The sequence below is a fragment of the Pseudomonas sp. Pc102 genome, from assembly GCF_018408275.1.
Classification (GTDB): domain Bacteria; phylum Pseudomonadota; class Gammaproteobacteria; order Pseudomonadales; family Pseudomonadaceae; genus Metapseudomonas; species Metapseudomonas tohonis.
In genome coordinates this window covers 633,965-659,072 of record NZ_AP021905.1, presented here as the reverse complement: position 1 = coordinate 659,072, position 25,108 = coordinate 633,965, and the positions used below count along the sequence as shown (strand labels likewise).

Genomic DNA, 25,108 nt, shown 5'->3' with positions numbered 1-25,108 from the left:
CGCCTTTCCCCGCTTCCAGCTTCAAGCTACCGGCTTCAAGCTGCTCCACCTGGAGCCCGCAATGTCCGAATACCAACACCGCGCACGCAAGCGCTTCGGCCAGAACTTCCTGCATGACGCCGGCGTCATCCACCGCATCCTGCGCGCCATCCACGCGAAGGAAGGCGAACACCTCGTGGAGATCGGCCCGGGCCAGGGCGCACTCACCGAGGGCCTGCTCGGCAGTGGCGCACAGCTCGACGTCATCGAGCTGGACCTCGACCTGATCCCCATCCTGCAGGACAAGTTCGATACCGAGCCGCGCTTCCGCCTGAACCAGGGCGATGCCCTCAAGTTCGACTTCGCCCAGCTCGACACCACGCCCAACAACCTGCGCGTGGTGGGCAACCTGCCCTACAACATCTCCACCCCGCTGATCTTCCACTTGCTGGATAACGCCCACCTGATACGCGACATGCATTTCATGTTGCAGAAGGAGGTGGTCGAGCGCCTGGCCGCAGAGCCCGGCGGTGGCGACTGGGGTCGCCTGTCGATCATGGTCCAGTACCACTGCCGCGTGGAGCACCTGTTCAACGTCGGCCCCGGCGCCTTCAATCCGCCGCCCAAGGTGGACTCGGCCATCGTCCGCCTGGTGCCCCACGACGTGCTGCCGCATCCGGCCAAGGACCACCGCCTGCTGGAGCGCGTGGTGCGCGAAGCCTTCAATCAGCGCCGCAAGACCCTGCGCAACACCCTCAAGGGCCTGCTCGACAGTAACGCCATCGAGGCGGCCGGCGTAGAGGGCGGCCTGCGTCCCGAACAGCTGGACCTGGCGGCCTTCGTGCGCCTGGCCGACAAGCTGGCCGAACAGACAACGGGCGCATGACGCCCTAGACTTCCATTCCGGTTCCAGAGAACAGACCCGTGCCCGATTCCCGCTACCTGGTCGCCGTCAGCGTCACCACCCGCTTCCTCCCGGAGCAGTCGCAGCCCGAACAGAGCCGCTTCGCCTTCTCCTACACCGTGACCATTCGCAATGAAGGCGAGTTACCGGCCAAGCTGGTATCGCGCCACTGGGTGATCACCGATGGCGACGGCCATGTGCAGGAAGTGCGCGGTGCCGGCGTGGTCGGCCAGCAGCCGCTGATCGAACCGGGCGCGAGCCACGTCTACAGCAGCGGCACCGTGATGGCGACCCGCGTCGGCACCATGCAGGGCAGCTACCAGATGGTCGCCGAGGACGGCAAGCGCTTCGATGCCGAGATCGCCCCCTTCCGCCTGGCCGTTCCTGGCGCGCTGCACTGACAGGAGAGCTCGATGACGGTTTACGCAGTCGGCGACCTCCAGGGCTGCCTCACCCCGCTCGAGTGCCTGCTCGAACGCGTCGCCTTCGACCCCGCCCGCGACCGCCTGTGGCTGGTCGGCGACCTGGTCAATCGCGGCCCGCAGTCCCTGGAGACCTTGCGCTTCCTGTACGCCATGCGCGACAGCCTGACCTGCGTGCTCGGCAACCACGACCTGCACCTGCTGGCAGTGGCACACAACACCGAACGCCTGAAGAAGTCCGACACCCTGCGCGAGATCGTCGAGGCCCCCGATGCGGCGGACCTACTCGACTGGCTGCGGCGGCAGAAGCTGGTGCACTACGACGAGCAGCGCGACATCGCCATGGTCCACGCCGGGATCCCGCCCAACTGGACCCTGGCCAAGGCACTGAAACGCGCCGCCGAGGTGGAGGAAGTCCTGCTGGACGATGCGCGCCTGCCGCTCTTCCTGGACGGGATGTACGGCAACGAGCCGGCGAAATGGGACAGTGACCTGCAAGGCGTTGCCCGCCTGCGTGTCATCACTAACTATTTCACCCGCATGCGCTTCTGCACGGCCGATGGCACCCTGGACCTCAAGAGCAAGGAAGGCGTCGACACCGCCCCGCCCGGCTACGCCCCCTGGTTCAGCCACCCGGGACGAAAGACCCGCGGCCAGAAGATCATCTTCGGCCACTGGGCGGCACTGGAAGGCAAGTGCGACGAACCCGGCCTCTACGCCCTGGACACCGGTTGTGTCTGGGGCGGGGCCATGACCCTGCTGAACGTCGACAGCGGCGAACGCATCAGCTGCAGTTGCGAGGAGAACAAAGCATGAGCGAATTCCAGCGTATACCCCCGGAGCGCGCCCAGGCGCTGCGCGAACAGGGTGCACAGGTGGTCGACATCCGTGACCCGCAGAGCTACGCCAACGGCCACATCGCCGGGTCGCAGCACCTGGACAACTACTCCCTGGCCGACTTCATCGCCAGGGCCGACCTCGACAAGCCATTGATCGTCACCTGCTACCACGGCAATTCCAGCCAGGGAGCTGCGGCCTACCTTGTGGGCCAGGGCTTCTCCGATGTCTACAGCCTGGACGGCGGCTTCGAGCTCTGGCGCGCCACCTACCCCGATGAAGTCGCCCAGGGCAGCGTCGAGTAAAAAAATTCTCGATGGCGCAACCCCGCGCCATCACTGGTCTCGCGCCGCGACCTGACGAACGGCAATCTCTTGTTATCCTTCCGTCATCCTTGACCTGCCGGATTCCGAACTACTCTTAGGTCAGGCCATCCAACAGGGGAGAGCCGGCACACCGGTTCCGGGCCATCGGCGGCGACCATTTAGGTGTTCTGGGGGATTCTCATCGGCCGACTCGTCGGCTGACTGCCCACACCCGCGTGACCGACCCCGCCGGCTCCCAGTATCCAGCGAGGTGACGTAATGAGCATTTTCAGCCACTTCCAACAACGCTTCGAGGCGACCCGCCAGGAGGAGTATTCCCTTCAGGAATACCTCGACCTGTGCAAGCAGGACCGCAGCGCCTATGCCACCGCAGCCGAGCGCATGCTCATGGCCATCGGTGAACCGGAGCTGCTGGATACCTCCGCCGACTCGCGGCTTTCGCGGATCTTCTCCAACAAGGTGATACGCCGTTACCCGGCCTTCGCCGACTTCCACGGCATGGAAGACTGCATCGACCAGATCGTCGCCTTCTTCCGCCATGCGGCGCAGGGCCTGGAAGAGAAGAAACAGATCCTCTACCTCCTGGGCCCGGTCGGCGGCGGCAAGTCGTCCCTGGCCGAGAAGCTCAAGCAGCTGATCGAGAAAGTGCCCTTCTACGCCATCAAGGGCTCGCCGGTGTTCGAATCGCCCCTCGGGCTGTTCAACGCCACCGAGGACGGCGCCATCCTCGAAGAGGACTACGGCATCCCCCGCCGCTACCTCTCCACCATCATGTCGCCCTGGGCCACCAAGCGCCTCGCCGAGTTCGGCGGCGACATCAGCCAGTTCCGCGTGGTCAAGCTCTATCCCTCGATCCTCAACCAGATCGCCGTGGCCAAGACCGAGCCCGGTGACGAGAACAACCAGGACATCTCCGCCCTGGTGGGCAAGGTGGATATCCGCAAGCTGGAGGAATTCCCGCAGAACGACGCCGACGCCTACAGCTATTCGGGCGCACTGTGCCGGGCCAACCAGGGCCTGATGGAATTCGTCGAGATGTTCAAGGCACCGATCAAGGTGCTGCACCCGTTGCTGACCGCCACCCAGGAAGGCAACTACAACAGCACCGAGGGGCTGGGGGCCATCCCCTTCCAGGGCATCCTGCTGGCCCACTCCAACGAGTCGGAATGGCACAGCTTCCGCAACAACAAGAACAACGAGGCGTTCATCGACCGCATCTACATCGTCAAGGTGCCCTACTGCCTGCGCGTCACCGACGAGATCAAGATCTACGACAAGCTGCTGGCCAACAGCTCGCTGGCCCATGCCCACTGCGCGCCCGACACCCTGAAGATGCTCGCCCAGTTCTCCGCCCTGTCACGCCTGAAGGAACCCGAGAACTCCAACATCTACTCGAAGATGCGCGTCTATGACGGCGAGAACCTCAAGGATACCGACCCCAAGGCCAAGTCGATCCAGGAATACCGCGACGCCGCAGGCGTCGACGAAGGCATGAACGGCCTGTCGACCCGCTTCGCCTTCAAGATCCTGTCCAAGGTGTTCAACTTCGACCCGCATGAGGTCGCCGCCAACCCGGTGCACCTGCTCTACGTGCTCGAACAGCAGATCGAGCAGGAACAGTTCCCCGCCGAAGTGCGCGAGCGCTACCTGCGCTACATCAAGGAATACCTCGCCCCGCGCTACATCGAGTTCATCGGCAAGGAAATCCAGACCGCCTACCTCGAGTCGTACAGCGAGTACGGCCAGAACATCTTCGACCGTTATGTGCTCTACGCCGACTTCTGGATCCAGGACCAGGAATACCGCGATCCGGAGACCGGTGAAATCCTCAACCGCGTCGCCCTCAACGAGGAGCTGGAGAAGATCGAGAAACCGGCCGGCATCAGCAACCCGAAGGACTTCCGCAACGAGATCGTCAACTTCGTGCTGCGCGCCCGGGCCAACAACAACGGCAAGAACCCCACCTGGCTCAGCTACGAGAAGCTGCGGGTGGTGATCGAGAAGAAAATGTTCTCCAACACCGAGGACCTGCTGCCGGTCATCAGCTTCAACGCCAAGGGCAGCAAGGACGAACAGCAGAAGCACAACGATTTCGTCAAACGCATGGTCGAGCGCGGCTACACCGAGAAACAGGTTCGCCTGCTGTCCGAGTGGTACCTGCGGGTACGCAAGTCGCAGTAACAGCAGCCACAAGCTACGAGCTCCAAGCGGCAGGTAGGGGCGGGGGCCGGTGCTCTGCGCGTCTACTTGCAGCTTGCAGCTTGCGGCTTGAAGCTGCCCCGGAGGGGCATCCATGAGCTACGTGATCGACCGACGCCTGAATGGCAAGAACAAGAGCACGGTTAACCGCCAGCGCTTCCTCAGGCGGTACCGCGACCACATCAAGAAAGCGGTGGAGGAAGCGGTCAGCCGCCGCTCCATCACCGACATGGAGCATGGCGAGCAGATCAGCATCCCCGGCCGGGATATCGACGAGCCGGTGCTGCACCATGGCCGTGGCGGGCGCCAGACCATCGTCCATCCCGGCAATAAGGAATTCACCACCGGCGAACGCATTCCGCGCCCCCAGGGCGGCGGCGCGGGGCGTGGCAGCGGCAAGGCGAGCAACTCCGGCGAAGGCATGGACGAGTTCGTCTTCCAAATCACCCAGGAGGAGTTCCTCGACTTCATGTTCGAGGACCTCGAACTGCCCAACCTGGTGAAACGCCACCTCACCGGCAGCGACACCTTCAAGACCGTACGCGCCGGCATCAGCAACGAGGGCAACCCCTCGCGCATCAACATCATCCGTACCCTGCGCTCGGCCCACGCCCGGCGTATCGCGCTTTCCGGCTCCAGCCGCGCCAAGTTGCGCATCGCCCGTGAAGAGCTTGCCCGCCTCAAGCGCGAGGAGCCGGACAACTTCGGCGACATCCAGGAACTGGAAGCCGAGATCCTCAAGCTGCGCGCACGCATCGAGCGGGTGCCGTTCCTCGACACCTTCGACCTCAAGTACAACCTGCTGGTCAAGCAGCCCAACCCCAGCTCCAAGGCCGTGATGTTCTGCCTGATGGACGTCTCGGGCTCCATGACCCAGGCGACCAAGGACATCGCCAAGCGCTTCTTCATCCTGCTGTACTTGTTCCTCAAGCGGAACTACGACAAGATCGAAGTCGTGTTCATCCGCCACCACACCAGCGCCCGCGAGGTCGACGAGGAGGAGTTCTTCTACTCCCGCGAGACCGGCGGCACCATCGTCTCCAGCGCCCTCAAGCTGATGCAGGAGATCATGGCCGAGCGCTACCCCGTCAACGAATGGAACATCTACGCAGCCCAGGCTTCGGACGGCGACAACTGGAACGACGACTCGCCCATCTGCCGGGACATCCTGATCAAGCAGATCATGCCCTTCGTGCAGTACTACACCTATGTAGAGATCACCCCACGCGAGCACCAGGCGCTCTGGTTCGAGTACGAGCAGGTCTGCGACGCCTTCGCCGACACCTTCGCCCAGCAACAGATCGTCACCGCTGGCGACATCTACCCGGTGTTCCGCGAACTGTTCCAGCGCCGACTGGTTAACTGAGGGCCGTGACATGACCGCCACAGAAAAGAAGAGGCAGCCCATCTCCACGGGGTCCGAGTGGACCTTCGACCTGATCCGCACCTACGACCGCGAGATCGGCCGGCTGGCCGAGCGCTATGCGCTTGACACCTATCCCAACCAGATCGAAGTCATCACCGCCGAGCAGATGATGGATGCCTACGCGTCCGTGGGCATGCCGCTGGGCTACCACCACTGGTCCTACGGCAAGCACTTCCTGGCCACGGAGAAAGGCTATTCCCGCGGACAGATGGGCCTGGCCTACGAGATCGTGATCAACTCAGACCCCTGCATCGCCTACCTGATGGAGGAGAACACCATCACCATGCAGGCGCTGGTGATCGCCCACGCCTGCTACGGCCACAACAGCTTCTTCAAGGGCAACTACCTGTTCCGCACCTGGACCGATGCCAGCTCGATCATCGACTACCTGGTGTTCGCCAAGCAGTACATCATGCAGTGCGAGGAGCGCCACGGCATCGACGCGGTGGAAGACCTGCTGGACTCCTGCCATGCCCTGATGAACTACGGCGTCGACCGCTACAAGCGCCCCTACCCGATCTCCGCCGAAGAAGAACGGCGCCGCCAGAAGGAGCGCGAGGAGCACCTGCAGAAGCAGATCAACGACCTCTGGCGCACCATCCCCAAGGGCGCCGGCAAGGGCGGCGACAAGGACAACCGGCGCTTCCCGCCCGAACCCCAGGAAAACATCCTCTACTTCATCGAGAAGCACGCGCCACTGCTGGAGCCCTGGCAGCGCGAGATCGTGCGCATCGTGCGCAAGATCGCCCAGTACTTCTATCCGCAACGCCAGACCCAGGTCATGAACGAAGGCTGGGCCACCTTCTGGCACTACACCCTGATGAACGACCTCTACGACGAAGGCCTGGTTACCGAGGGCTTCATGCTCGAGTTCCTCCAGTCCCACACCAGCGTCGTGTTCCAGCCCGGCTTCGACAGCCCCTACTACAGCGGCATAAACCCCTATGCCCTGGGCTTCGCCATGTACCGCGACATCCGCCGCATATGCGAAGAACCCACCGAGGAGGACAAGCGCTGGTTCCCCGATATCGCCGGCGGCGACTGGCTCTCCACCATCAAGTTCGCCATGAAGAGCTTCAAGGACGAGAGCTTCATCCTCCAGTACCTCTCGCCCAAGGTGATCCGCGACTTCAAGCTGTTCAGCATCCTCGACGACGACCAGAAGGACGAGTTGCTGGTACCCGCCATCCATGACGAACCCGGCTACCGGCAGATCCGCGAGACGCTCGCCGCCCAGTACAACCTCGGCAACCGCGAGCCGAACGTGCAGATCTGGAACGTCGACCGCCGCGGCGACCGCTCCCTGACCCTGCGCCACCAGCAACACGACCGCAAACCCCTGGGCGAGTCCACCGAGGAGGTGCTGCGCCACCTGCACCGCCTCTGGGGCTTCGACATCCACCTGGAGACCATGAACGGCGAGCAGATCACCGGCACCCACCACGTACCGCCCAAGGGCGAGCGCAGCGAAGACGGCGAATACCCGCGACTGGACCTGGTCATCCCGCCCATTTGATCGGTTGACCGCATGCCGGGCGACCCCGAGCATGCGGTCATCGTCCATGGAGAGCGTCGATGCGCCTGTTCCTCGTCCTGCTGCTGTGCCTGGTCCTGGCCACCTGCTCCACCCACATCCCCAGCATCCAGGTGCTCAGACCGGCCGACAGCGGCCTGGCCATCCGCCACAGCTTCCAGCTGGTTCCCCCGGAGCAGGCCTTGCAAAGCCCGGCGCCCTATCGCGAGCACTACATCCGCCTCGACCCGTTGCTTCGCCAGGGCCTTGCCGCGCGCGGCTACCATGAAAGCCAGAGCCCCGAACTGCGCGTCTACTACTGGCTGGCCCTTCAGGACGCGCCTCTGGAGTTCAAGGTCGACCAGGCACCGCCCAACCCGCTCGGCCCCTACCAGGCCATCCACCGCCTGCGTGACGAAACCGGCACCCTGCGCCTGCGCATCACCGACCTCGACGGCCTGGTGCTCTGGGAAGGCGTCGCCAGTACGGGCCTGAGCCCCTCCTGGGACAGCGCCGAGTTGCTGGAAAGCGCCGTGGAGGCACTGACCCGGCAAATCCCCATCGCAGCCAACGAGCGGGCTGCTATCCTCCGCACCCTCGGAGGTGAGCATGCAGATATACAAGGTGGGCGGCGCGGTTCGTGACCGGCTGTTGCAGCGCCCGGTCACGGAAGTGGACTGGGTCGTCGTCGGCGCGACCGCTGAAGAAATGCTCGAGCAGGGCTTCAAGCCCGTGGGCGCGGATTTCCCGGTGTTCCTTCACCCGCAAAGTGGCGAGGAGTACGCACTGGCGCGCACCGAGCGCAAGAGCGGGCGTGGCTATGGCGGTTTCACCTTCTTCGCCAGCCCGGACGTCAGCCTCGAAGAGGACCTGATCCGCCGCGACCTCACCATCAACGCCATTGCCGAAGACGAACACGGCGTGCTGGTCGACCCCTATGGCGGCCAGCGCGACCTGGAGCGGCGCATCCTCCGCCACGTTTCCCCCGCCTTCGCCGAGGACCCGTTGCGCGTACTGCGTGTCGCCCGCTTCGCCGCACGCTATGCGCCACTGGGCTTCACGGTGGCCGAAGAAACCCTGGCGCTGATGCGTGAGATCGCCGAGTCCGGCGAGCTGGACGCCCTGACACCCGAACGCAGCTGGAAGGAAATCTCCCGCGCCCTGATGGAGCCCCGCCCGGACGTATTCATCCAGGTGCTGCGCGACTGTGGCGCGCTCAAGGCCTGGATGCCGGAGCTCGACGCCCTGTTCGGCGTCCCCCAGCCCGAGCAGCACCACCCGGAAGTGGATTCCGGCCTGCACGTGCTCGCCGTCCTGCAACAATGCGCCGAGCATGAGCAACCCCTCGCCGTGCGCTGGGCCTGCCTGCTGCATGACCTGGGCAAGGGCGAGACGCCGGAGGAGGAATGGCCCCGGCACATCGCCCATGAACAGCGCGGCCTGAAGCTGATCCAGCAGGTAAACGAACGCTGCAAGGTTCCCCGGGACTGCCAGGAGCTGGCGATGCTGGTGGGCGCGTTCCATACCCACGCCCATCGCGCGCAGGAACTCCGCGCATCGACCCTGGCCGAGCTGCTGGCGCGCTTCGACGTCTACCGCCGTCCCCAGCGCTTCGAAGAATTCATCGCGGCCTGCGAGATGGACGCCCGTGGCCGTCACGGCCTCGAGCAGCGCGAATACCCTCAAGCCGACTACCTGCGGGGCGCCGCCTCGGCTGCACGCGCAGTCGCGGTCCAGCCCCTGCTGGAGAAGGGCTACAAGGGTGCCGAACTGGGCGAGGCGCTCAAGCTAGAGCGCCTGAAAGCACTGAAGGCCTACAAGGAAGGCGCGGGGAAGGCCTGAAGCAGATCGTCGGGGGTCAACGGGCGCCCCCGCCACGCGAAGGGCACCGGCCACAGCTGTTGCTGGATCTGTGCCGTCGCCCACAACTCCGCGAAGCTGCGTCCCTCACCCGGGTGCAGGCGGTCGGGCACCACCAGTGCCAAGGGCCAGAGCACGAATGCATTCTTCAGCACCTCGGCACGGGGCAGCACCAAGCCATCGAAGCTGCCGACCAGATCGCCATAGAGCAGCACATCGATGTCCAGCGGCAGGCCCTTGCGGTCTGGCGCGTAGCGACCGTTGTCGGCCTCGATGAACTTGAGGCGGCGGTCCAGCTCCATCAGCGGCAGGTCGGTGTCGGCGGCCACCACCAGGTTGTAGAAGGGGCCGCTCTTGATGCCCACCGGCTGGCTTTCGAATACCGGCGAGCACTGGATGCCCTGGAGGAAACCGGCCAGCGCGTCGAGGCCGGCTGCCAGGTGTTCCTCGCGCCCGATGTTGCTGCCCAGGCCCAGCAGAACCGGAGTCAGCGGCATCCGCGTTCGATCTCCACGCCAACGCTGCTGGCAGCGGGAACCGCGCCGGGCTTGTGCAGCTTCAGGCGCACCCAGGGAATCTGGAATTCAGCCATCAGCAGGGCGACCAGCCGCTCGGCGAAGGTCTCCACCAACTGGAACTGGGACTCGGCAGCGAACGCCTGGATGCGCTGGGACACCGAGGCGTAGTCCAGCGCATGGGCCAGTTCATCGCCTGCGGCGGCCGGGCGGTTGTCCCAGCCCATCTGCAGGTCCAGGCGCAGGCACTGGCGAATGCTCCGCTCCCAGTCGTACGCACCGATGACGGTATCGACTTCAAGACCCTCGATGAAAACCGTGTCCACGTAAGTTCTGCCCCGTTAGAATCAGGGCTCCCTCGCCCTGGAATGGATACCAATGTTCTGGCTGCTGGCGATCCTCGCCTACCTGCTCGGCTCGCTGTCCTTCGCCATCCTGCTCAGCCGGGTGTTCGGCACCGCCGACCCGCGCGAACTGGGTTCAGGCAACCCGGGCGCCACCAACATGCTGCGCGTGGCGGGCAAGAAGCTCGCGATCCTCACCCTGCTCGGCGACCTGCTCAAAGGCCTCGTGCCCGTGCTGGTCGCCTACCTGATCGGGCTCGGCATCCAGAAACAGGCCTGGATCGGCCTCGCCGCCGTGCTCGGGCATCTATACCCGCTGTACTTCCGCTTCCGTGGCGGCAAGGGCGTCGCCACTGCCGCCGGCATGCTGCTCGGGCTCTATCCCCCGGCCGCCCTGCTGGCGGTTGCGGCCTGGGCGCTGACGTTCGCCCTCACCCGTACCAGCTCGCTCGCGGCCTTGATCGCGACACCGCTGACCCTGCCGCTGCTGGCCTGGCAGAAGCCAGGCGCATTGCTGCCGATGGCCGTGCTCTGCTGCCTGATCGTCTGGCGACACCGCGGCAATCTACGCGACCTTTTCGCCGGACGCGAACGACATTTCTGAAACTGAAGACAGCCTCAAGCTACACGCCTGAGGCTTCAGGAAACCGCACGGGGTTCAGATGGCCGGCAGGTTTTCCATCGGCCAACGAGCCTGCACGGCGATCGCAGGGCCTTCCTGCTGCCCGGCCTTCAGGCGCTGGCAACCGGCGTAGGCGATCATCGCGCCGTTGTCGGTGCAGAAGCGCGGACGCGCGTAGAAGACGTTGCCCTGGAGCTCGGCCAGCATCGCCTCCAAAGCCTGGCGCAGGGCCTGGTTGGCGCTGACACCACCGGCGATCACCAGGCGCTTCAGGCCGGTCTGCTTCAGGGCCCTGCGGCACTTGATGACGAGAGTCTCGACCACCGCCTGCTGGAACGCCAGAGCGATGTCGCAGCGGGTTTGCTCACCGTCGTCCCCAGCATCGCGGCACTGCTGCCAGGTGTTGAGGGCGAAGGTCTTCAGGCCGCTGAAACTGAAATCCAGGCCTGGGCGATCGGTCATCGGGCGCGGGAAGGTGAAGCGCCCCGCCACGCCGGACTCCGCAAGGCGGGCGATCTCAGGGCCACCCGGATAGCCCAGGCCGATCAGCTTGGCGGTCTTGTCGAAGGCCTCGCCGGCGGCGTCATCCACCGACTCACCGAGCAGCGCGTAGCGGCCTATGCCATCGACGCGCACCAGCTGCGTATGGCCACCGGAAACCAGCAAGGCGACGAACGGGAACTCCGGTGGCTGCTCTTCCAGCATGGGCGCCAGCAGATGGCCCTCCATATGGTGCACGCCCAATGCGGGCACGCCCCAGGCGAACGCCAGGGCTTGCGCACAGGAGGCGCCGACCAGCAGAGCGCCGACCAGGCCGGGGCCCGAGGTGTAGGCGATGCCATCGATATCCGTCGGCTTGCAGCCGGCGCCGTCCAGCACCTCCCGCAGCAGCGGCAGCATGCGCTTGACGTGATCGCGGGATGCCAGCTCAGGCACCACACCGCCATAGACGCGGTGCAGGTCGATCTGACTGAACAGCGCATCGGCCAGCAGGCCGCGTTCGCTGTCGTAGAGGGCGACGCCGGTCTCGTCGCAAGAGGTTTCCAGACCCAGCACTAGCATTGGGATCGAGCCTTCGAGGCCTAGCCAATAAAGAAGGCGCGCATCATAATCGCCGCCCTCCGCCCCGGCCAGCGGTTTTCGACTGAAGGCTTTGCATTCCGGGGCGCGAGGCGTTAACATCCGCAACCCTTGAAAACCGACGTTCTCCCGCAACCCTAGCCAGGAGCACGTTCACCCACGGTAATTAGTGAAGGTACGACCTGGATGCCAGCCGTCAAAGTTAAAGAGAACGAACCCTTCGACGTAGCCCTGCGTCGCTTCAAGCGCTCCTGCGAAAAAGCCGGTGTACTGGCTGAAGTACGTAGCCGCGAGTTCTACGAGAAGCCCACTGCCGAGCGCAAGCGCAAAGCTGCTGCTGCAGTTAAGCGTCACGCCAAGAAAGTGCAGCGCGAACAGCGCCGCCGCGAGCGCCTGTACTGAGTTAACAGGCTTCGCCGCACGCTTTCAGCATCGCCCGGCTCCGGCCGGGCGAGTGCATTCAGGCACCGCACGCGACACTCCGCTTCGCCCTGGCGAACGCCGGAGTTTTTTGCATTTGCAGCCCCTGGTAATGCCGCTATCACCCAAGGGTGATGGAGGCCTATGCTTTGACCCTCCCGAGTCCTGAGCACCCTATGGCCGGCCTGATCCCCCAAGGCTTCATCGACGATCTGCTGAACCGCACCGACATAGTCGAAGTGGTGAGTTCGCGCATCCAGCTGAAGAAGACCGGCAAGAACTACAGCGCCCGCTGCCCCTTCCATAACGAGAAGACGCCCTCCTTCAGCGTCAGCCCGGACAAGCAGTTCTACTACTGCTTCGGCTGCGGCGCCGGCGGCAACGCCCTCGGCTTCGTCATGGACCACGACAACCTGGACTTCCCCCAGGCCGTCGAGGAACTCGCCAAGCGCGCCGGGATGGACGTCCCGCGTGAAGAAAGTGGTCGCGGCAACCGCCCGCGCCAACCCACGGACTCCCCCCTCTACACACTGCTCAGCGCCGCCTCGGACTACTACCGCCAGGCCCTGAAAAGCCACCCGACGCGCAAGGCGGCAGTGGACTACCTGAAAGGCCGCGGCCTGTCCGGCGAGATCGCCCGCGACTTCGGCCTGGGCTTCGCACCGCCGGGCTGGGACAACCTACTCAAGCACCTGGCCGGCGACGCCCTGCAGCAGAAGACCATGATCGACGCCGGCCTGCTGATCGAGAACGCCGAGAGCGGCAAGCGCTACGACCGCTTCCGCGACCGGGTCATGTTCCCCATCCGCGACAACCGTGGCCGCATCATCGCCTTCGGCGGCCGGGTGCTGGGTGACGACAAGCCCAAGTACCTGAACTCCCCCGAGACACCGGTCTTTCACAAGGGGCAGGAACTCTACGGCCTGTACGAGGCCCGCAAGAACAACCGCAACCTCGACGAAATCATGGTCGTCGAGGGCTACATGGACGTCATCGCCCTCGCCCAGCAAGGCCTGCGCAATGCCGTCGCCACCCTGGGCACCGCCACCAGCGAGGAACATGTCAGGCGCCTGTTCCGCCTCGTGCCCAGCATCCTGTTCTGCTTCGACGGCGACCAGGCCGGCCGCAAGGCTGCCTGGCGAGCACTCGAAGCCACCTTGCCGAGCCTGGAAGACGGGCGCCGCGCGCGCTTCCTGTTCCTTCCCGAAGGCGAGGACCCGGACAGCCTGGTGCGCGCCGAAGGCACCGACGCCTTCCGCGCCCGCATAACCCAGCACGCACAGCCCCTTGCCGACTACTTCTTCCAGCAACTGAAGGAAGAAGCCGACCCCAGTTCCCTGGAAGGCAAGGCACACCTGGTGACCCTGGCGGCACCGCTGATCGACAAGGTTCCCGGCGCCAACCTGCGTACACTCATGCGCCAGCGCCTGTCGGAAATCACCGGATTGAACGGTGAGGCGATCGGCCAACTGAGTCACGACGCACCGCCCCCCAGCAGCGAGCCGTCGCACTACCCCGACGACTACCACTACGGCGCCCCCGCCAGCTACGAAAGCTACGGCGAGCCGAGCCAGGAGCACTACTTCGAGCCACCCGCCCGACAACAGGGTGACTGGCAGAAGGGTGAGCGCAAGAAGGGCGACTGGAAGAAAGGCGGCAAGCCCTGGGACAGGAAGGGCGGGCGCGACGACTTCAAGCGCCCGCCGCGCACCGAGATCAAGGTCGAGTCACCAACGCTGACCGCCCTGCGCACCCTTCTGCATCACCCGAACCTTGCCCAGAAGGTCGAAAATGCCAGCCATTTCGCGGCAGAAGACGACACGTACGCCCGCCTGATGGTGTCCCTGCTCGAAGCCCTGCAGAAGAATCCCAAGCTGCGCTCGCTGCAACTCATCGCCCGCTGGCACGGCACCGAACAGGGCCGCCTGCTGCAGGCCCTGGCGGAAAAGGAATGGTTGATTTCGAGCGACAACCTTGAACAACAGTTTTTCGACACTATAACTAGGTTGTCGGCCCGCCAACGTGAGCGCAGCCTCGAACAACTGCTACGCAAAGCAAGGCAGAGCGAACTCAGCGCAGAGGAAAAAGACCAACTGCGCGACCTCCTCAGCCGCAGTCCATCTCCAGCCTCCACCAGCCCAACTGGCGCGTGAGGCACCTGGTCAGGTATAATCCTCGGCTTGTTTTTAGCCCGCCAAGACCTTAAGTGGATAGGGTGTTATGTCCGGAAAAGCGCAACAGCAGTCTCGCCTCAAAGAGTTGATCGCCCGTGGTCGTGAGCAGGGTTACCTGACTTACGCGGAGGTCAATGACCACCTGCCGGAGGATATTTCCGATCCGGAACAGGTGGAAGACATCATCCGCATGATCAACGACATGGGGATCAACGTATTCGAGAGTGCCCCGGATGCGGATGCCCTGTTGTTGGCCGAAGCCGACACCGACGAAGCTGCAGCGGAAGAAGCCGCCGCCGCTCTCGCCGCGGTCGAGACCGACATCGGCCGGACCACCGACCCGGTGCGCATGTACATGCGCGAAATGGGGACCGTGGAGCTGCTGACCCGCGAAGGCGAGATCGAAATCGCCAAGCGCATCGAGGAAGGCATCCGCGAAGTGATGAGCGCGATCGCCCACTTCCCCGGTACCGTCGACAGCATCCTTGCCGAATACCACCGAGTCACCACCGAAGGCGGTCGTCTCTCCGACGTCCTCGCCGGCTACATCGACCCTGACGACGGCAGCCTGCCGGCCGAGGAAGTCGAGCCCGTCGACCTGAAGGACGACAGCGCCGCGAAGGAAAAGGACGAGGACGAAGAAGAGGAAGGCGACGGCGACGACACCGAGGAAGAAGGTGACGGCGGCCCGGACCCGGAAGAAGCGCTGCGTCGCTTCACCGCCGTATCCGACCAGCTCGAGAAAGCCCGCAAGGCCCTGAAGAAGCACGGCCGCAGCAGCAAGCAGGCGATCGACGAGCTGCAAGGCCTGGCCGAACTCTTCATGCCCATCAAGCTGGTGCCGAAGCAGTTCGACGCCCTGGTCGACCGCGTCCGTGACGCCCTCGACCGCGTCCGTGCCCAGGAACGCGCCATCATGCAGCTCTGCGTGCGTGATGCCCGCATGCCGCGTGCCGACTTCCTGCGCCTGTTCCCGGGCAACGAAGTCGACCTGACCTGGGTCGAAGGCCTCGCCAAGGGCAAGGCCAAGTACGCCGAAGCCCTCGGCAAGCTGGTGGACGACGTCAAGCGCAACCAGCAGAAGCTGATCGACCTCGAGAAGGAAGTCGACCTCAAGGTCGCCGAGATCAAGGACGTCAACCGCCGCATGTCCATCGGCGAAGCGAAAGCCCGCCGGGCGAAGAAAGAGATGGTCGAGGCCAACCTGCGTCTCGTGATCTCCATCGCCAAGAAGTACACCAACCGCGGCCTGCAGTTCCTCGACCTGATCCAGGAAGGCAACATCGGCCTGATGAAGGCGGTGGACAAGTTCGAATACCGTCGCGGCTACAAGTTCTCGACCTACGCCACCTGGTGGATCCGCCAGGCGATCACCCGCTCGATCGCCGACCAGGCCCGCACCATCCGTATCCCGGTGCACATGATCGAGACCATCAACAAGCTCAACCGCATCTCCCGCCAGATGCTCCAGGAAATGGGCCGCGAGCCCACCCCGGAAGAGCTTGGCGAGCGCATGGAAATGCCCGAGGACAAGATCCGCAAGGTATTGAAGATCGCCAAAGAGCCGATCTCCATGGAAACCCCGATCGGCGACGACGAGGACTCCCACCTGGGCGACTTCATCGAGGACAGCACCATGCAGTCCCCGATCGACGTGGCCACGGTAGAAAGCCTCAAGGAAGCGACCCGCGAAGTACTGGCCGGCCTCACCGCCCGTGAAGCCAAGGTCCTGCGCATGCGCTTCGGCATCGACATGAACACCGACCACACCCTCGAGGAAGTCGGCAAGCAGTTCGATGTGACCCGCGAGCGGATCCGCCAGATCGAAGCCAAGGCGCTGCGCAAGCTGCGCCACCCGTCGCGAAGCGAGCATCTGCGCTCCTTCCTCGACGAGTGATCGAACAACCCCCCGGCCAGTCCGGGGGTTTTTCTTTCTGCTACCAAAGCGCCAGCTGCCACGTCTACACTTCCGCCTATCACTTCGTGGAACGAGACCGTCATGGCGCGTCTGCCTGCCATTCTCCTGCTGTGTCTGGCGTTCTGGGCGGCCCCGTCCGGAGCGTTCACCCTCACGCAGGAAGAACAGGCATGGCTTCAGGACCACCCCGTCCTGCGCATGGGCATCGACGCCTCCTGGCCCCCCTTCGAATTCCGCGACAGCCAGGGCCGCCACCAGGGCCTCGCCGCCGACTACGTCAAGCTGATCCAGGAACGCCTGGGCGTGCGCCTCGAACCGGTGGAGCCCCGCAACTGGGGTGAAGTGCTGGAACAGGCCCGCAATGGCCAGCTCGACCTGCTGCCCGGCGTCATGTCCACCCCCGAACGCCAGCAATACCTCAGCTTCACCCGCCCCTACCTCGACTTCCCCATCGTCATCCTCGCCCGCGACGGCGGCCCGCAGCCCAAATCGCTCGGCGAGCTCTACGGCCTCAAGATAGCCGTGGTCGAGGACTACGCCCCCCACGAACTGCTGCGCAGCGGCAATCCCGACCTCAACCTCCTGCCCCTGCCCAGCGTCGCCGCCAGCCTCCAGGCGCTCGCCACTGGCCAGGCCGACGCCTTCGTCGGCGACCTCGCCTCCAGCGTCTGGAGCCTGCGCCAGCTCAGGCTCGAAGGCCTCTACATCAGCGGCGAGACGCCCTACCGCTACCAGCTCGCCATGGCCACGCCGCGTGGCGACACCCCCCTGGTCGGCATCCTCGACAAAGTCTTCGCCGACATCAGCACCGCCCAGGTCGAAGCCATCCAGGACCGCTGGGTGGGCGGCGTCATCGACCGTCGCCCGGTCTGGACCACCCTCATCGCCTACGGCCTCCCCGCCCTGCTGCTGATCGGCCTCGCCCTGGTCTTCGTCCTGCGCATCAACCGCCGCCTCAGCGGCGAAATGTCACGCCGCGCCCTGCTCGAAGACGAACTGCGCTCCAGCGAGCAGCACTACCGCGGCCTGGTCGAAAGCCTCAACGCCATCGCCTGGGAAATGCGCCTCGACGAACACCGCTTCACCTACGTCTCCCCCCACGCCGAACGCCTGCTCGGCTACCCCCTGGCGGACTGGCTCGAACCCGGCTTCTGGCAGCGCACCCTCCACCCCGAGGACGCCCAGCGCGCCGAATACTTCTGCAACGAAGAAGTCGCCGCCGGGCGCGACCACAGCTTCGACTACCGCATGCTCGCCGCCGACGGCCGCGTCCTGTGGATCCGCGACATCGTCACCCTCGACCCCCAGGGCGACAGCCAGATCATCCGCGGCCTGATGATCGACATCACCGAAGCCAAGGACACCGAACACGCCCTGCGCCTCTCCCAGCAGAAATTCGCCTCCGTGTTCCACAACTGCCCCGACGTCATCGCCCTCGCCCGCCGCCAGGACGGCCGCCTGCTCGACGTCAACCGCACCTTCGAGCAACAGACCGGCGTCAGCGCCGCCCAGGCCATCGGCCGCACCGCCACCGAACTGGGCATCTGGGGCACCCCCGACATGGGTCCCGGCCTCCTCCAGCGCCTGCAGAGCGAAAGCCTGCACAACCTGGAAATGACCTTCCGCCGGCAGAGCGGCGAAAGCTTCACCGGCCTCATCTCCGCGCAACCCATCGACCTCGACGGCGTCCCCGCCCTCATCGTCGTCGTGCGCGACATCACCCTCGTCAAGGAAACCCAGCAGCAACTGAAGATCTCCGAAGAGAAATTCGCCCGCGCCTTCCACGCCTCCCCCGACGGCCTGCTCATCACCCGCCTGGCCGACGGCAGGCTCATCGAAGCCAACGAAGGCTTCACCCGCATCACCGGCTACACCGCCCGCGAAGCCGCCGACCGCTCCACCCTCGAACTCGGCATCTGGGCCAACCCCGAAGACCGCCAGCAAATGGTCCGCGCCATCCGCGACCAGGGCAGCCTGCGCAACTTCACCGCCCCGGTGCGCACCAAGGGCGGCAGCATCCGCCTCTGCGAACTCACCGCCCAGCCCATCCCCATCAACGGCGAAGCCTGCGTCCTCACCATCGCCCGCGACATCACCGAGCGCCAGCACATGCAGGAAAAGCTCCTGCAGGCCGCCACCGTCTTCGAAAGCACCGCCGAAGGCGTGATGATCACCGACACCGAACAACGCATCACCGCCGTCAACCGCGCCTTCACCGAAATCACCGGCTACAGCGAATCCGAAGCCCTCGGCCAATCACCGCGCCTGCTCGCCTCCGGCCAGCACGACAGCGCCTTCTACGCCGCCATGTGGCACCAGCTCGCCGCCGACGGCCACTGGCAGGGCGAAATCTGGAACCGCCGCAAGAACGGCGAACCCTATCCCGAGTGGCTGACCATCAGCGCCGTGCGCAACCGCGACGACCAGATCACCCACTTCGTAGGCGTCTTCGCCGACATCTCCACCCTCAAGCACGCCCAGGCCCGCCTCGACTACCAGGCCCACCACGACCCCCTCACCGGGCTGCCCAACCGCATCCTCTTCGAAAGCCGCCTCCAGGCCGCGCTGCTCGACGCCACCACCGACGCCCGGCAGGGCGCCGTGCTGTTCATCGACCTCGACCGCTTCAAACACATCAACGACAGCCTCGGCCACCCGGTCGGCGACCTCCTGCTCAAAAGCATCGCCGCCCGCCTCAAGGACCAGCTGCGCGACATCGACACCGTCGCCCGCCTCGGCGGCGACGAATTCATCATCCTCCTGCCCGGCCTGCACAACGCCGCCGACGCCGAACACGTCGCCAGCAAAGTGCTCGCCTGCTTCAGCGCCCCCTTCGAAGCCGACGACCACGAATTCTTCACCAGCGCCAGCATCGGCATCAGCCTCTACCCCGAACACGGCAACGACGTCGCCACCGTCGTCAAGAACGCCGACGCCGCCATGTACCGCGCCAAATCCAAGGGCCGCAACCGCATCGAGTTCTACACCCGCGACCTCACCTTCCAGGCCAACGAACGCATGGCCCTGGAGAACGAACTGCGCCGCGCCCTCGAACGCGGCGAACTCAGCCTCTACTACCAACCCAAGCTGTGCCTGCAGAACCGCAGCCTGATCGGCGCCGAAGCCCTGATCCGCTGGCACCACCCCCTGTTCGGCGAAATCTCCCCCGAGCGCTTCATCCCCCTCGCCGAAGAGAACGGCCTCATCCTTCCCCTGGGCGACTGGGTCCTCGCCGAAGCCTGCCGGCAGATGCGCGAATGGCAGGACCGCCACGCCCCCTTCGGCCCACTCTCCGTCAACCTCGCCGGCGCCCAGCTGCGCCAGCCGCAACTGGTCGAGCGCATCGACCGCCTGCTGCAGGACACAGGCGTCGTCCCCTGCCACCTGCAACTGGAAATCACCGAAGGCTTCATCATGAGCCAGGCCGAAGAAGCCCTCGCCGTGCTCCACGCCCTCAAGGCACTCGGCGTGCAACTGGCCATCGACGACTTCGGCACCGGCTACTCCTCCCTCAGCTACCTCAAGCGCCTGCCGCTGGACATCATCAAGATCGACAAATCCTTCGTCCGTGGCCTGCCCGACGACCTCGAAGACGCCGCCATCGCCCGCGCCATCATCGCCCTGGGCCGCAGCATGCAACTCACGGTCATCGCCGAAGGCGTCGAAACCCACGCCCAGGAAGCCTTCCTCACCGCCGAAGGCTGCGAACAGATCCAGGGCTACGTCGTCAGCCGCCCCCTGCCCGCCGACGTTTTCGCCCGGCAATTCCTCGATCCGTGTCAACCCGTTGGCGCTCAGGAAAAGGCGCCGGTATAATCCGCCGGCCTTCTGGGGGCCTATAGCTCAGTCGGTTAGAGCAGAGGACTCATAATCCTTTGGTCCACGGTTCGAGTCCGTGTGGGCCCACCACCAAAACCCCATGAAAAAGCCGCGCATTGCGCGGCTTTTTCGTTTCTGCTGGCTGGCCTCGATCACACCCCCCGCGACCCCATGAGCCGAATAGCCCCCTCTATTCGGCTCACCACGCCCGCCCGTAATCGAACCCGCGCCAAGCGTCACGGGCCCGCATAAGACCTTTGATTGATATCAACGCAATTCCATAGTGCCAGTGCGGCTTTTTCGCTACTCTCCAGTAACTCAAGGAACATGAGTGTCGGAAATGGATTTCACACCGCTCATTGCACAAGCCTGGTCCACCTTCGCCTGGTTCATCCCGCTGATGATCCTCATCGGCCTGCTCAAGTCCCCCCTGGGCAAGGGCTATATCGGCGAATGCCTCGTCCGGCTCTTCGCCCACTGGCAACTGGACAGGCAGACCTACCAGCGCCTGCACAACATCACCCTCGCCAACCCCGACGGCACCACCCAGATCGACCACGTCTTCCTCTCCCGCTACGGCATCTTCGTGCTGGAGACCAAGAACATGAGCGGCTGGATATTCGGCAGCGAACAGCAGGCCCAGTGGACGCAGAAGCTCTACAAGCACAGCTACAAGTTCCAGAACCCGCTGCGGCAGAACTACAAACATCTGAAGGCTCTCGAAGCCACCCTCGGCATCGCTCCCGAGCACCTGCATTCGGTCATCACCTTCGTCGGCGGCAGCACCTTAAAGACCGCCATGCCCGCGAACGTCACCCAGGGCATCGGCTTTATCCGCTACGTCGGGGCCCTCCAGCGGTGGCTGTTCGGCGAGGCTGAAATCGACGCCATACTGCGAGCCCTATAAATCACCATCTGCGCACCAACCCTCGCTACGCATCGTAAGCATGTGCAAAATCTTAAGCGCCAGAGTAATCCCACAACCGAGCGGCCACGCCGAAATGCGGTAGCGAGTTGTCCCAACAAACCTGCGCCCGGAGTCGCAATGCCTGTCCCGATTTATGATCAGCTTATGAAGCCGATTCTGCGCTACCTAGCAGCCACGCCCGAAGTCGCAACAGCACGTGATGCCCATGAAGCCGCTGCTGAGGCGCTGAGCCTTTCGAAAGTACAGTGCGAAGACGGCGACCAGAGAATGTACAAGAAGTGTGCGGGCAGGATACGCGACAACACAAACGAGTTGCCCCGTCCAGCAGCGCAAAGCGGGTCTCGGAAGCGATCAGTGCCGGCATCAACTATTCAGCTGCGTCCCCAAATGCAGGTAGAAGAAAATCGACTGATCAATGCTATATCAAGAAATCGGTGCGCCTTACGCCTTGTCAAATTTTCAAAACTGGCTAAGGGCTATTTTGATAAGAATGTGAAATAGCAAGAGCCACTGGCAGCCGTATAACCTAAATGGTATCTACACTAGATCATTAAAGCCAAAGCCGACGTCCAAGAAAACGGCCAAGGCTAGCTAGATAGCCCCAACACAACTTTCAGGTCACAGAGTCATGAGCGAAACAGAAGACACAAAAGATACCGGACAAGCATTTTCAAGTACAAAACGCCTTAGCATCCGAAACCTATATCTAGATCCAAATAACTACCGAATAATTCATGAAGAAGAACAGATAGACGTACCTGACGAACAGGCAAAAGACCGGGTAGTAGCACAGCGCACCTTGCGCCTCCTAACAGGCGATCGAAACCAGCATATACAAGACCTAATCGATAGCTTCAAGACAAATGGTTATTTACCCGTCGACCAAATTCAGGTTCGCTTAATAGCAGACGGGGGATACATAGTCGTCGAAGGAAACAGACGAGTAGCTGCACTCAAAGTCCTACATCACGAACTCGAAAATAAAGGCGCCGATATTGGCAAGCTAGACCCTGAAATCTTCAGCCAAGTTCCCGTTGTAATTTACAACGACGCCGACGAAATGCACCATTTAACTCTGATGGCCTTAAAGCACATCAGCGGCAATAAAAAATGGGGCGAGTGGAACCAGGCCAAACTCCTGGAGAAAATGAACTCTACTTACAAAATAAGCGAGGATGAGATATGCAAAAAGATAGGCATATCAAAGGTTGAACTGCGAAGAAGTCTTCGCGCACTATCTCTCGTAGCTCAATATAGAGCTTCTGACTATGGGGACCAATTTAACGAAACACGCTTCCCCATTTTCAGGCAAGCAGTTAGGAGCCAAGCTCTTAAAGAGTGGCTTGGATGGAATGAAGACAAAGCGTCTGCGACCAACCCCACGAATAGAGACTTGTTCTTTTCGCTTCTTTCGCGCGAACCCGCAGAAGATACAGATGATGACGACGAGGTAGGACTGGCCGAGCGCTATTTAGATCCTGCAATTAACAAGCGCGACGACATTGACCTTTTAGCAAAAATTATTTCCGATCCGAAAGCATTAGATCAACTTAAAATAACAAGAGACTTAAATTCAGCTTATAGAGCAAGCGATCTGGTATTTAAAGAGCGACAGGAGGCGGCAGTAAAGTCGATAAGCATTGATATCGACACTCTAAGCCAGCTAGCAATTCGCCCATCCAACCTCTCCGAACTTGAACATGCCCAAGGAAAGCTTCAAAGCATCATAAACAGGACTCGTGCTATCAGCGCCACCAGCCTCGTAGGCGTTGATCAGAAGTCAGTATTCCACGACCGTATAGACCGGCACTTCGAAAGTATTTTAGTAGGCTCTTATAAAAAACTAAAAAACCTAAAGATTGGTACTTTATCCAAAATAAATCTATTTGCCGGTTTAAACAACTCAGGAAAAACTACGCTACTCGAAGCTATTTATTTGCTCGCAAGACAAAATGATTTTGATGGCATATTAGAGGTCATGAGGCGTCGCGGAAAATTCTCAGCAGACCAAGTAGACCCCGAGTGGATCCTAGAACAAATCAATGGCGACGAATATACTATTAGCGGAAAATTCGACAACTCGGAAACCAGCACAAACATCAAAGCTTGCTTAGAAGAAGATATTGCAATAGATAAATCCAGATATTTATCCTCAATAGAAATTGATGCAAAATACGAAGCCCACAAAAATATCTCATGCACTCGAATGTATAAAGGAAGAGAGCGAGAAACTCATGGCGACAGCATAAAACATCTTTGCCCTGTGATTTTCACAAGCCCCTTCTTCCTTAACGAGCCTCATCGCTATGCGAGCTACTACCATAGAAGCACTCAAGCAAAAGCCCTTCCCACAATATTCTCTTTTTTGAGAGACAAAATACTTCCAACGCTACAGGATATACGCCTAACTGATGAAAGGCAGCGCTTTGTTGTGAGTGACGAGCGTTTTGAGCAAGGCGTCGATCTATCCGCATACGGAGAGGGATTGCAACGTATGTTTTTCCTCTCGTTACTGTTCGCATCAGCCCAGAACGGAGTACTGCTAATAGATGAATTTGAGAACGCTATCCATACGCAACTGATCGGGCCATTCTCTAAATTTATACACAGCATGGCAGAAAATTTTAATGTCCAAGTCTTCATAACAAGTCACAGCAAGGAATGCATAGACGCCTTTGCTGAGGGAGTTGCAACCGATAAGGACATGGCATATCACGCTTTAGTTATGCAGGACGGCATGATCGCAGCTAGACAATTCTCCGGCCCTGAATTCAAGAGCCTTCTTGCCGCAGGCGACGTTGACTTGAGGGAGGCAACTTGATGGCCGACAGCAGAGCGCTCTTAATTTTCTGTGAAGGCCCTCACGACGCAGCCTTTACACGGCTAACGCTTGAGAAAGCATTCAGCTATCAACGCAGAACCCTTTGCTTTTCAGAATTTCCATACCCGTTTAATGCTCTTTTTAGAAAAAGCGTTCAAGACCATGTAGCTGACGACCTTCGCCTCGACATGGCCAAAAAATTTTTTCTTCCTGACCACGTACTTGGTCGAGATAATAATTTAGTATTGATTTTCAACTATGGCGGATCGAATAGGAAAGCTTCTATCACGCCATTCCTAGAAAAATTATTAGTACTTCAAAGATCCGGCCAGGCTTTTTCAGGAACATCTAAAACCACGGAGATAAAATACTTATTTATGGCAGACGCCGACAGTATCGGCTCTCAGCGTACGTTAGAAAAAATAGCAAACGAATTCGCCATAATTTCCGAATCCCCTTGGATAACCGGACACTGGATTCGCTTCAACGAGACAGAGGGCTACTCACAGGATACGGATAAGGACATCTATGCATATATATGGAAGCAATCGGCACACGACCGCGGCACACTAGAAAATATAATTGAAGAGTGCGTCGATTTGTCACCTTTTTTGGATGCTGTAGATAGACACTTTAAATGGAATGTGGATAGCGAAGAAGCAGAGCGCGCATCAGCGGAGCAATCGAAGAGAACAAAAGCGGCAGTAAGCTTAATGGGGCAACGAGTCAAACCCGGTTCATCAATGAGCGTAATCGTTGATCAAGGCGGGTTACTAGGCACTGAACAATTAGAATCATCGCAGTCTGTTCAAGCGCTAATCAGATTTCTAACGCCGCTAACTTAAAATCATAGCGCTAGGTAGCGAGTTCGGCACGGCGCGAAACCGCCACAGTGCCAAGCCTCTGTCTCTTCCGCTCAAAACCTTTGACAACGCAGCGTTCAGCTAACTGTACCTGCACGGAGCGACGCACGGCTTTACTAGGCCTGCTGCGTTTCTAGA

General features: G+C 61.9%; 20 protein-coding genes, 1 tRNA gene and 1 pseudogene. 19 read left to right on the top strand and 3 right to left on the bottom strand.

The annotated features are described in order from the left end of the window. The first annotated feature begins 61 nt into the window (after positions 1–61). From rsmA to PHLH3_RS03030, 9 genes are all read left to right on the top strand, one after another. The gene (rsmA, locus tag PHLH3_RS03070) at positions 62–865 is read left to right on the top strand and encodes a 16S rRNA (adenine(1518)-N(6)/adenine(1519)-N(6))-dimethyltransferase RsmA (protein WP_213628182.1); all 804 of its coding nucleotides are present in this window, start codon (positions 62–64) and stop codon (positions 863–865) included. Between the two features lie 38 nt (positions 866–903). Further along, on the top strand, positions 904–1,284 hold the full coding sequence (gene apaG / locus PHLH3_RS03065; protein WP_111262258.1) for a Co2+/Mg2+ efflux protein ApaG: 381 nt from the start codon (positions 904–906) through the stop codon (positions 1,282–1,284). Positions 1,285–1,296: 12 nt separating this feature from the next. Continuing rightward, positions 1,297–2,121: a symmetrical bis(5'-nucleosyl)-tetraphosphatase gene (locus PHLH3_RS03060; protein WP_213628181.1), complete on the top strand. Its 825-nt coding sequence runs from the start codon at positions 1,297–1,299 to the stop codon at positions 2,119–2,121. Further along, the gene (gene glpE, locus PHLH3_RS03055) at positions 2,118–2,447 is read left to right on the top strand and encodes a thiosulfate sulfurtransferase GlpE (RefSeq protein ID WP_213628180.1); all 330 of its coding nucleotides are present in this window, start codon (positions 2,118–2,120) and stop codon (positions 2,445–2,447) included. Before PHLH3_RS03060 ends, glpE begins: the two co-directional genes overlap by 4 nt. A gap of 279 nt (positions 2,448–2,726) precedes the next feature. After that, on the top strand, positions 2,727–4,649 hold the full coding sequence (locus tag PHLH3_RS03050) for a PrkA family serine protein kinase (RefSeq protein ID WP_111262261.1): 1,923 nt from the start codon (positions 2,727–2,729) through the stop codon (positions 4,647–4,649). A gap of 112 nt (positions 4,650–4,761) precedes the next feature. Further along, on the top strand, positions 4,762–6,033 hold the full coding sequence (locus tag PHLH3_RS03045) for a YeaH/YhbH family protein (RefSeq protein ID WP_173177646.1): 1,272 nt from the start codon (positions 4,762–4,764) through the stop codon (positions 6,031–6,033). 10 nt (positions 6,034–6,043) lie between these two features. Next, the gene (locus tag PHLH3_RS03040) at positions 6,044–7,609 is read left to right on the top strand and encodes a SpoVR family protein (RefSeq protein ID WP_111262263.1); all 1,566 of its coding nucleotides are present in this window, start codon (positions 6,044–6,046) and stop codon (positions 7,607–7,609) included. Positions 7,610–7,668: 59 nt separating this feature from the next. Further along, on the top strand, positions 7,669–8,250 hold the full coding sequence (locus PHLH3_RS03035) for a hypothetical protein (protein ID WP_236206260.1): 582 nt from the start codon (positions 7,669–7,671) through the stop codon (positions 8,248–8,250). After that, the gene (locus PHLH3_RS03030) at positions 8,216–9,448 is read left to right on the top strand and encodes a multifunctional CCA addition/repair protein (RefSeq protein ID WP_213628179.1); all 1,233 of its coding nucleotides are present in this window, start codon (positions 8,216–8,218) and stop codon (positions 9,446–9,448) included. Before PHLH3_RS03035 ends, PHLH3_RS03030 begins: the two co-directional genes overlap by 35 nt. Here PHLH3_RS03030 and folK read toward each other — a convergent pair. Then, entirely contained in the window at positions 9,421–9,963 is a 543-nt protein-coding gene (gene folK / locus PHLH3_RS03025) for a 2-amino-4-hydroxy-6-hydroxymethyldihydropteridine diphosphokinase (protein WP_213628178.1), read from the bottom strand. The two genes, PHLH3_RS03030 and folK, sit on opposite strands and share 28 nt — an antisense overlap. Then, the gene (folB, locus tag PHLH3_RS03020) at positions 9,954–10,307 is read right to left on the bottom strand and encodes a dihydroneopterin aldolase (RefSeq protein WP_213628177.1); all 354 of its coding nucleotides are present in this window, start codon (positions 10,305–10,307) and stop codon (positions 9,954–9,956) included. Before folB ends, folK begins: the two co-directional genes overlap by 10 nt. Before the next feature lie 52 nt (positions 10,308–10,359). On the opposite strand from folB, the gene plsY reads away from it, so the two are divergent. Continuing rightward, positions 10,360–10,929 carry a glycerol-3-phosphate 1-O-acyltransferase PlsY gene (gene plsY, locus PHLH3_RS03015; RefSeq protein ID WP_111262268.1) on the top strand — a complete coding sequence of 190 codons (570 nt, stop codon included), beginning with the start codon at positions 10,360–10,362 and terminating at the stop codon, positions 10,927–10,929. Between the two features lie 54 nt (positions 10,930–10,983). On the opposite strand, the gene tsaD is transcribed toward plsY, so the two are convergent. Beyond that, positions 10,984–12,009, bottom strand: coding sequence for a tRNA (adenosine(37)-N6)-threonylcarbamoyltransferase complex transferase subunit TsaD (gene tsaD / locus PHLH3_RS03010; RefSeq protein WP_173177636.1), 1,026 nt, complete (start codon positions 12,007–12,009; stop codon positions 10,984–10,986). Between the two features lie 204 nt (positions 12,010–12,213). Between tsaD and rpsU the strand changes: the two genes are divergently transcribed. The 9 genes and pseudogenes from rpsU to PHLH3_RS02965 all read left to right on the top strand — a co-directional run bounded on the left by rpsU (position 12,214) and on the right by PHLH3_RS02965 (position 24,952). Continuing rightward, the gene (gene rpsU, locus PHLH3_RS03005; RefSeq protein WP_003085057.1) at positions 12,214–12,429 is read left to right on the top strand and encodes a 30S ribosomal protein S21; all 216 of its coding nucleotides are present in this window, start codon (positions 12,214–12,216) and stop codon (positions 12,427–12,429) included. 194 nt (positions 12,430–12,623) lie between these two features. Further along, positions 12,624–14,600 (top strand): DNA primase, encoded by a 1,977-nt coding sequence (gene dnaG / locus PHLH3_RS03000; protein WP_213628176.1) that lies wholly within the window; start codon positions 12,624–12,626, stop codon positions 14,598–14,600. Between the two features lie 67 nt (positions 14,601–14,667). Further along, positions 14,668–16,518, top strand: a complete 1,851-nt coding sequence (rpoD, locus tag PHLH3_RS02995) for an RNA polymerase sigma factor RpoD (RefSeq protein ID WP_111262271.1) — start codon at positions 14,668–14,670, stop codon at positions 16,516–16,518. A gap of 102 nt (positions 16,519–16,620) precedes the next feature. Then, positions 16,621–20,355 (top strand): EAL domain-containing protein, encoded by a 3,735-nt coding sequence (locus PHLH3_RS02990; protein ID WP_213628175.1) that lies wholly within the window; start codon positions 16,621–16,623, stop codon positions 20,353–20,355. A gap of 16 nt (positions 20,356–20,371) precedes the next feature. Next, positions 20,372–20,448, top strand: a tRNA-Ile gene (locus tag PHLH3_RS02985). 250 nt (positions 20,449–20,698) lie between these two features. Continuing rightward, positions 20,699–21,423 (top strand): annotated as a pseudogene (locus PHLH3_RS02980) (nuclease-related domain-containing protein). Continuing rightward, a complete protein-coding gene (locus PHLH3_RS30610) occupies positions 21,404–21,787 on the top strand; it encodes a hypothetical protein (RefSeq protein ID WP_213628174.1) in 384 nt (127 codons plus the stop codon). The pseudogene PHLH3_RS02980 and the gene PHLH3_RS30610 overlap by 20 nt, the downstream one beginning before the upstream one ends. A gap of 127 nt (positions 21,788–21,914) precedes the next feature. Next, entirely contained in the window at positions 21,915–24,107 is a 2,193-nt protein-coding gene (locus PHLH3_RS02970; protein ID WP_213628173.1) for an AAA family ATPase, read from the top strand. Further along, positions 24,107–24,952 (top strand): hypothetical protein, encoded by an 846-nt coding sequence (locus tag PHLH3_RS02965; protein ID WP_213628172.1) that lies wholly within the window; start codon positions 24,107–24,109, stop codon positions 24,950–24,952. The genes PHLH3_RS02970 and PHLH3_RS02965 overlap by 1 nt, the downstream gene beginning before the upstream one ends. Positions 24,953–25,108: the final 156 nt, after the last annotated feature.